The sequence below is a fragment of the Actinosynnema sp. NPDC059797 genome, assembly GCF_042732085.1.
Classification (GTDB): domain Bacteria; phylum Actinomycetota; class Actinomycetes; order Mycobacteriales; family Pseudonocardiaceae; genus Actinosynnema.
On sequence record NZ_JBHWIE010000316.1, the window covers coordinates 1 to 8,345 of the forward strand.

Here is an 8,345-nt window from a genome sequence, read left to right on the forward strand (position 1 = left end):
CAGTTCATCGCCTCCGTCGACTGCGCGGCCCTCCCGCGGACCGAAGGGCTCCCCCTGCCGACGGACGGCTCACTGCTGCTTTTCCTGCAGTACGAGGAAGATTTGATGGAGCCTTCCGGCCCTGACGAGCAGCCGGAGTACGCGCGGGTCCTGTACGTCCCGGCGGGCGCGGAGACGGCGGTGGCGCCGTTGCCGCCCGAGCTCGAAGGGGTCGACATCTACGGCATGCCGCTCCTCGGTCCCGAGTACGAGCTCTCCGCGTGGGTCGAGGCGGATCTGCCGGAATGGATGGAGGAAACCGACGAGTTGGAGCTGGACTTCAAGCCGGACTACGTGAAGCAGCTGTTCAACGGCCTGAAGCACTTCGACCAGCTGTGCGAAGTCGTCGACCGCCTCTGGCCGGGGCCCGGCGACCGGATGTCCACGCTCCGCATCGGCGGGCACTGCATGGAGATCGGCGGCAGCGACGGCCCGTGGTACCAGATGGCGACCGAGAACCTCAGGAACCGGCCCGAAGCGGGCCTCGACCGCGCGGAGACGGGGAATCTCTCCCCGATCGAGGCGGAGGAGCACCGGTTGATCCAGGAGTGGGTGCCACTGGCCCAGTTCTACACGCAGAGCGACGTCCACTACGGGTGCTTCCTGATCAGCTTCGAGGACCTCGCGGCCAAGCGCTTCGACAAGATGCGCTCGTTCACCATGTTCTCCGAATAGGTCTCCCGAGCCCGGGAACGCCCCCAGGTCGGTCATGCGCCACCGGCCGTCAGGCGAAGGCCGCGCCGATGGCGTCGCCGATCTCGTCCAGCACTTCACGCGAGACCCGGACGTCGCGGGTGAAGGACAGGAACGCGTGGGGCACCCCTTCGACCGGTCGGTGCGTCACCGGCACCCCGGCCTCGCGGAGGGCGTCGGCGTACCGGGCGCCCTGGTCGCGCAGCGGGTCGAGCGCGGCGGTGACGATGAACGCGGCCGGGAGCCCGGTGAGGTCTCCCGCGCGCAGCGGGGAGACGCGGGGGTCGGCGCCCTCGTCGGGGGTGTTCAGGTACGCGCCCCAGAACCACTCGAGCCAGGGGCGCGTCAGCAGGGGGCCGGCGGCGTGGTCGTACATCGACGCGCTGTCGTCGAAGCGGTCGGTCGCGGGGTAGGCGAGGGCTTGGAAGGTGACGGTGGGTCCACCGCGCCGCCTCGCTTCCTGCGCGGTGACGGCGGCGAGGTTGCCCCCGGCGCTCTCCCCGAACAGCGCGATGCGCTCCGGGTCGCCGCCGAAGGCGCCGGCGTTCCGCTCGACCCACCGCAGCGCCGCGCAGGCGTCTTCGACGGCCGCCGGGAACCGGTGCTCCGGTGCCAGCCGGTAGTCGACGGAGACGACGACGGTCCTCGACCGCGTCGCGACGACCCTGGCGAAGTGGTCCTGGGTGTCGAGGTCGCCGAACACCCAGCCGCCGCCGTGGAGGAACAGCGTCACCGGAGCGGGCGAGCCCGTCGGGATCGTCTCGGGCGTGCAGATGCGGACCGGGACGTCGTGGTCGCCGTTGCGGAAGGTCGTGTCGCGGACCTCGCGAACCGGGATGACGTCACCGGCGAACGAGGCGAACGCGCGACCGGCGGCGCGGTTCTCCGCCACGGTGAGGGTGTTGGGCGCGGGCGCGGGGGTCGCGGCCAAGTCGTCGAGCACGGCCTTGATCTGCGGGTCGAGGTCCACGAGCTTCGCCTTTCGCGGGCGCCGGAGCGATCTTGGAATGAACACTCCAACCGTAGGCATCGCCAGATTGGAAAGTCAATTCCAATCTTGGTAGGCTCGCCCCCATGCGGACACGCGACGCCGATCCCCGGGTCAAGGCGGCGAGCACCGAGGGCGGTCGTCGCACGCGGGACCGCATCCTGCGCGCCGCCGCCGAGCTGATGTTCAAGCAGGGCGTCGCCGGCACGAGCATCCCCGACGTGCAACGCCGTGCCCGGGTGAGCGCCTCGCAGATCTACCACTACTTCGGGGACAAGAAGGGCCTCACGGCGGCGGTGATCGAGTACCAGAACGCCGTGAAGCTCGAACAGCAGCGGCCCCTGCTCGACCACCTCGACAGCATCGACGCACTGCGTGAGTGGTGCGAAGGCGCCGCCGTCCGCCTGGACGCGGTGCACTGCGCCGGGGGGTGCGAGATCGGCTCGCTCGCGAGCGAGCTGTCGGACGTCGACCCCTCGGCCCGCCTCGGCCTGGCCGCGGGGTTCGCCGCGTGGCAGGCGGCGATCGAGTCCGGGCTCGCCCGCATGCGCGAGCGCGGCGACCTCGGAGCCGACGAGGACGTCTCGGCGCTCGCGGTCGCGCTGTTGGCCGCGATCCAGGGCGGCATGCTCCTGTCCCAGGTGCAGCAGGACGCCACCCCGTACCGCCGCGCGGTCACCGTGGTCATCGACCACATCGCGGACCGCGTCGCGGCGGCTCGGGCTTCGCGGTCCGCCGGTCGCTGAACGCGGGTCTGCCTTCGTGCTGCGGCACGAGAACGCCGTACCCGTCGGCAACTCGCAGGTCGGGTCCGCTACGAGTCCGCCGATAGGCTCCGGTTCGCGGCCCTGTCCGGGTTGGTGGGTAATCGCCGGCGACCGGAGTGCGGGGCAGGCCGCAACACCGCCCATTCCCGGTCGTCGTCGATCCACCGGTCGAGGACCAGCCCGCTGTCGCGCACCAGCGCCGTGAACTCCTCGTCGGTGTGGACCAGGTCGCGCCAGCTGTGGGTCCACGTCGCCGTGTCGGTCCGGTACTCCTGGGTCACGCTCAGCACACCGCCGGCGAACTCGGCCGACGTGACCTCGACCGTGATGTCGCCCCACTGGTACGACTGACCGGCACGCAACCAGGCGGCCCAGTCCGGCGACGTGCGCTGCACGATCACCACCCCGTCGTCCGACACGTGACGCCGACAGGTCCCCAGGAAGGCATCCCGCTGACCGGGAACCGGGGTGTCCACCAGGTAGCTGATCAGCACCACCGCCGGGAACCGGCGCTTCAGGTCGAGGCCCTCGATGGTCGCGTGAACCCGTGTCGCGGCGGTCACGAACGCCAGCATCTCCTCGCTCTCGTCGACGGCGACGACCGGGTGGCCGAGCTCCACCAGAGCTCGCGTCACCCGCCCCGCGCCGCAGCCGAGTTCCAGGACCTCGGCCCCCGGCTCGATCTCACCGTGGATGTACTCCGGCTCACGTCCGGTCGGCAGCACCCGGTACAACGTGACCGGACTTCCGTCCGGAGCAACGGGACCACCGTCCGAAGAGGTCCCGATTCCGACAGGGCTCACAGGCGCTCTCCACCAATCGTCGCCAACGGTGCGGGCAGGGGTACGACGCGGGCAGGTCCGATCAGGTGGACGACTCGACGGTCGGCTGCAGTTCGCGCGCCCGATCCGCCCAGAGCCGGGCGGCCGACTCGTCCCCGGCACGTTCCGCCAGTGCGGCCAACTCCACCGCGGGCCGCCAGGTCGTCAACCGGAAGTCCTCGACCGCGACCGGGCTCGCGTCCCTGCCCAGCTCGAAAGCCTTGCGGTAGGCGACGACCGCTTGCTCGGCCCGGCCGCCCAGCCTGTTGATCTCGCCGATCAGGAACCAGGCGTCACCGAAGCGCGGCGCCGCCCGGACGGCGTTCTTGGCCTGTCGCAGCGAGTCCGACGGCTTGTTCAAGCACAGCAACGCCGTCGCGTCGTGGAACGCGACCAGCGCACCGCGTTCCACGTCGACGTCGCCCAGCGCCCGGTAGCGATCGACACGTTCGCGGACCACCTCCCACTCCCGCAGGGAGACGCTGCAGTGCAGCAACGCGTAGGCGACTTCCGGCGAGTGCGGCTGCTCGCTCGCCGACCGCAGGAGCGCGCTCTCGGTCCGGGCGATGCGCTGGGCGGAGAGGCCGGGCCACCTCGCGGGCTGGTGGCTCAACACGGCCACGACCGGGAGTGCGTCCGGGTCGAGCGCCTGCTCGCCGACCTGGTAGGCGACGGGGAACCTGCCCGTGAACCCGCCAGGAGCGCCCGAGGCGATCATCCTGGTCTCGTGCTCCTCGTCGTAGAACCCGGCGTCGTCGAGACGATGCCGGATGGACACGGCACCGAACGCCCCGGCCGCGGGCACGGCGCCGAGGGCGTCACCGTCGACCTCCTCGAACACCTCGTCGGCGTACACGACGAGGACGGCCCCGGCGCCGTCCGACCCCCAGCGGACCGCCTCGTCGAACAGCTCGCCCAGGCTGTCCCGCCAGGTCACCCTCTTGGTGGGCACTCCGAGCCGAGCCGCCTCGGTCGACACCTCGTCGCCGTCGCTGGCGTCCAGCAACCACGTCTCCCCCACGGCACGCGCCGACGGCACGGACTCCGCCAGGCATCGGGCCTCCGCGGCCACGTGCGCCACCAGGAGGATTCGCAGTCCTCGTTCCTCATCCATGGTCGTCCTCCGATTCCGGAGCGGTGATGGGGTCGTCGTCGTGGCGCGTGGCGCGGTGCGGGGCGAACTCGACGGGCAGCGCGTCGGCCCGGTCCTCGACCAGGTCCGCCAGCAGCCGTCCGGTGTGCCTACCGGTGAGGATCCCTTGACCGCCGTGACCGGTGCCGACGACGACACGGCGGTCGTGGCCGTCGACGAAGCCGACCAGTGGACGGCCGTCCGGCGACGCCGAGCGCAGGCCGGTCCACGACGTCCGGATCCGCGCGGCGGCGAGGGCCGGGACGTTGCGCACCAACCGGGAGAGCAGGTACCCGCTGCCCAGTGCCGTGGGGCCGTCGGCGAACCCGACCCGCTCCTCCGTGGCGCCGAGGCAGATGCCGCCCGCGCGCCATGGTGCCAGGTAGGTGCGGGACGACACCAGCCTGCGCAGCTGGTGGGCCGGGTGCCGCAGCTCGATCATCTGTCCGAGCAGCGGGAACACGTCCAGCGTCGGGATGCCGGGGATGGTCGCCGACCACGCCCCGGCGGCGACGACCAGCCGGTCGGCGGTCAGGCCGCCCGCGGTTGTCGCGATGTCGACCCCGCCCGTGCGGGTGTCGACGCCGAGCACGGACACACCCAACCGGACGGTCGTCCCCGCCGCGCGTGCGCCCGCCGCGAGGGCGTCGAGGTACAACCCGGTGTCGACGACGTACCCGTTGTCGGACACGAAGGCGCCGGCGTACGGCGAGCCGCGCAGCACCGGTTCCAGTTCGGCCATCTCCTCGGCGTCGGCCCACGTGCCGAGGGAGTCGGGGTCCTGCGCCGCCACCGCCCTCAGGGCGTCCTCCTCGGCGCCCGCGAGCACCGGCCGGAGCACGCCGTGACCGCGCCGGATGCCGGGGTGGATCGGTTCGAACGCCGCGACGTCCTCGTCCAACCGGGCCCGGCCCTCGTCCGCGAACCGGCGCAGCAGTGGGTCCGAGCGCAGCCGCAGGGACGGGATCGCGACGCCCGCCGCGGCCCTCGAACCCCGCCCGCCGTCGGCGTCGGCGTCGAGCACGACGACGGAAGCGCCTCGACCGGCCAGTTCCAACGCCGCGGAGAGCCCGACGACGCCCGCGCCGATCACCGCGACGTCCACGGTCCTACCCATGGTCTCCTCCGGTCGTCACCGAGAACCTCAGTTCGCACGCGACTCCGCCGCGCTGCCACCCGTCGGGTACCGGCAGCATCTCGGTCAACCGCACGGCGCCGTCCTTGGCGGTGGACACCAGCAGGTCGACCAGGTGCGGTGCGGCCAGGTCGACGTACACTGGCTTGCGCTCGTCCGGGAACGAGGCGAAGCACCGCCTGGGCACGCCGTGATCGCGCAGCACCCGGGCGGCGGTCCGGTAGCGCTCCACGCCGTCCGAGCCGTTCGGCGCGGCGAGTTCCGCGGCTTCGACCGTCCACGTGGCCCGCTGCACCACCACGTCGCCTATGGACAGCCGGGGCGTGCGTGCGCCGAGGGTGATCCGGGGCAGCGCGCAGCTCGGCGGTCCGATCGGGGTCTGGGTCGCGGCGTCCGGATCACCGAACAGCGGCAGCACCCGGCGGCCGGTGTGCCGATCCACCACGGTGCCGTCCGCGCGGACCGCGAGGTCGTCGACGCCCAGCCGATCCCGACCAGCGGCAGCCGGGCCGCTGAGCTCCAGGGTCCGCGGCAACAGCTCCAGGAAGCAGAGCTTGCCGAACCGCGACCGGGTGGCGACGTGGACCAGCTCCGGTCCGGTGCCGACCCAGCGCCGGACCGCCTCGGCCAGCGCGTCGCGGTCCGCGACGAACGCGCACAGGTTGCCCAGGGCCTGCAGGCCGGCGTGGATCTCGCCGACCACCACCGGTGCGCTGCCGTCGGCCACCGCCCTCCGGTCCGCGGTGTCGAAGTGCAGGTCCGGGCTCATCAGCAACGGCTCGTCGCCGCCGGTCCCGCGCCCGGTCGAGTCGACGGCGGCGCGCAGCGGGACCGGGTCCAGCACGACGTGGTCGCTCAGGCCGTCCCACTGCCTCAGCACCTCGTCGTGCAGTGCCCGCGCGGCGGGCGTGGCCGACAGGGGCGCCTCGAACGAGGTCGGCAGCGTGCGCAGCACCTCGGCCAGCGGGAGTTCGGCTGCCTCGCCGTGCCGGGCCGCCCACTCGGTCGCGAACCGCTCGCGGGCCGTCTCCCACGCCTGCCGCCCGGCGGTGGCGGCGACGTGGAGGACGGGGGCGAGCCGGTGGACGATGCGGTCCAGGCCGTCCGGTGACAGCGTGATCCCGAGATCCGGTTCGTGGTCGTCCTCGTAGAGCACCGACCGGTCCGCGTACAGCCGGCCGTGGCCGGTTCGGCCGGCGTCGACCCCCACGTCGGCCAGCACGCCTTCCGCCACCGCGACGGCTTTCGCCTTGCCCTCGGCGTCGGCGGTGGCGAAGGTCGACGCGCACTCCCGGAGCCGGTCGTGGACGGCGGCGAGGTCGTGGTCGCCGAGTGCGCGGGCGGCGCGGCCGATGGACGCCAGGGCGTCCGGTTCCGAGGTGGGGACGAGCAGCTCGTCGGCCCAGATGACGTCCTTGGCCCGCAGGGCGCGCAGCACCTCGGCCGGCACGGCGCCGGTGCGGCCCGCCACCGCGGCGTCGACCGCCGAGCGCACCGACGAGCCGGCCGGCAGGTGGCTCGCGCCGGGTCCGCGCCGCCAGGTGAGCCGGTGCGGGTCGAGCCGGGCGGACGCGGCCCGCAGCAGCTCCTGCGCGACGCGGAACGCCAGGAACCCGCGTCGCTCGGCGGGACCGCCCACCGGCTCCCCGGTCGTCGCGTACGCGATCGGTCCCAGGAACGCGTTCGTCTCGCACTTCGTCGCCAGGCGCTGGGCGAAGGCGACGACCTTGCGCTCGTTCTGGTTCGGCGCCGGTCCCTTCGGCGGGCGCCGCAGCAGCGAGCGGACCGCGTTGTCGAGGATCTCCGGGGTGAGCAGGTAGAGCGCCTCCCGCAGCCGCGGCTCGGTCAGCTCGCGCGCGAGGTGTGCCCTGGCCGCGGCGAGCGTCGTCGGGAACGCGGCGCCGACGGCCACCTCCGCCTCGTCCCGCGCTCGGACCTGCTCCGCCCACCGCGCGGCGAACCCCGCGTCCGACCCGGTGCCGAGGCCGGCGGGCAGGAACGCGGGCTCCGGCAGCGCGCGGCGCCGGTGCACGGCCCGGACCGTCGTCCGGACCACGCGCACCTGGTCCGGCCCGGTGGCGGAACCCTCCGCCGCGGCGCGGTCGAACACGGCCGCGAGCGCGTCGAGCTCGGCCCGCGCCGTCCGCGCGCGGTCGATCGCGGCGAGCAGCTCCGGGTCCGCCAGCCGGTCGACGAGCGTGGCGGGGAACCCGGCGGAGCGCACCACGGCCAGGGGGAGCGCACGCCAGGTCCCGCCGCTCATCGCGACCCCCGGGACAGGTCGATCAGACAGGGCAGGCGCAGCTCGCACACCTGGCGACCGTCCGGCGCCCACCACAACCGGTCCGGCGCGGGCAGGCACTCGGTCACCGCGCACCTGCCGGGTCCCAGCCGGGCGACGTCCTCGACGGCCATCGGCTCGTCCAGGTCCACGTGCACCGGTTTCGTCTCCCGCGGGTGCCGGACGAACACGTGCCGGGGCAGGCCGAGCTCCCGCCGCAGCCGCTGGACCGCCAGCCAGTGCTCGAACCCGCGCACCCCGGCCGTCGCCAGCTCGACGTTCCACCGCGCACGGCTGACGACGACCTCGTCCACGACCAGGCGAGGGACGTGGTCATCGTCGTCCGCCCACCCGACCGGGACGACGGACGGCAGCGACAGCGCCCGGTGCAGCACGCCCGGCAGGTCGCCCGGGTAGAGCCAACGGCGTTCGCCGTCCACCTCGACCGCGCTCCCGTCCGGCGCGACGACCGCGGCGGAGATGGGCCGC

General features: G+C 73.5%; 8 protein-coding genes. 2 read left to right on the forward strand and 6 right to left on the reverse strand.

What is annotated here, in order from left to right:
• Window positions 1-714 (forward strand): DUF1963 domain-containing protein (locus ACFV4N_RS35590; protein WP_499677057.1); only part of this gene is annotated, 714 nt, incomplete at its 5' end.
• Between the two features lie 49 nt (window positions 715-763).
• Here the strand turns inward: ACFV4N_RS35590 and ACFV4N_RS35595 are convergent.
• Window positions 764-1,702: an alpha/beta hydrolase gene (locus tag ACFV4N_RS35595; RefSeq protein WP_499677058.1), complete on the reverse strand. Its 939-nt coding sequence runs from the start codon at window positions 1,700-1,702 to the stop codon at window positions 764-766.
• A 104-nt stretch (window positions 1,703-1,806) separates the two neighbouring features.
• Between ACFV4N_RS35595 and ACFV4N_RS35600 the strand changes: the two genes are divergently transcribed.
• Window positions 1,807-2,466, forward strand: a complete 660-nt coding sequence (locus ACFV4N_RS35600) for a TetR/AcrR family transcriptional regulator (protein WP_499677059.1) — start codon at window positions 1,807-1,809, stop codon at window positions 2,464-2,466.
• A 68-nt stretch (window positions 2,467-2,534) separates the two neighbouring features.
• Here ACFV4N_RS35600 and ACFV4N_RS35605 read toward each other — a convergent pair whose 3' ends face one another.
• The 5 genes from ACFV4N_RS35605 to ACFV4N_RS35625 form a co-directional block, all read right to left on the reverse strand.
• Complete coding sequence (locus ACFV4N_RS35605; RefSeq protein ID WP_499677060.1) at window positions 2,535-3,212, reverse strand: class I SAM-dependent methyltransferase; 678 nt, start codon at window positions 3,210-3,212, stop codon at window positions 2,535-2,537.
• A gap of 139 nt (window positions 3,213-3,351) precedes the next feature.
• The gene (locus tag ACFV4N_RS35610; protein ID WP_499677061.1) at window positions 3,352-4,422 is read right to left on the reverse strand and encodes a tetratricopeptide repeat protein; all 1,071 of its coding nucleotides are present in this window, start codon (window positions 4,420-4,422) and stop codon (window positions 3,352-3,354) included.
• Complete coding sequence (locus ACFV4N_RS35615) at window positions 4,415-5,557, reverse strand: NAD(P)/FAD-dependent oxidoreductase (RefSeq protein WP_499677062.1); 1,143 nt, start codon at window positions 5,555-5,557, stop codon at window positions 4,415-4,417. The genes ACFV4N_RS35610 and ACFV4N_RS35615 overlap by 8 nt, the downstream gene beginning before the upstream one ends.
• Window positions 5,550-7,838 carry a lantibiotic dehydratase family protein gene (locus ACFV4N_RS35620; RefSeq protein ID WP_499677063.1) on the reverse strand — a complete coding sequence of 763 codons (2,289 nt, stop codon included), beginning with the start codon at window positions 7,836-7,838 and terminating at the stop codon, window positions 5,550-5,552. The genes ACFV4N_RS35615 and ACFV4N_RS35620 overlap by 8 nt, the downstream gene beginning before the upstream one ends.
• The coding region (locus ACFV4N_RS35625; protein WP_499677064.1) for a lantibiotic dehydratase at window positions 7,835-8,345 on the reverse strand (511 nt) is incomplete at its 5' end. The genes ACFV4N_RS35620 and ACFV4N_RS35625, both read right to left, overlap by 4 nt.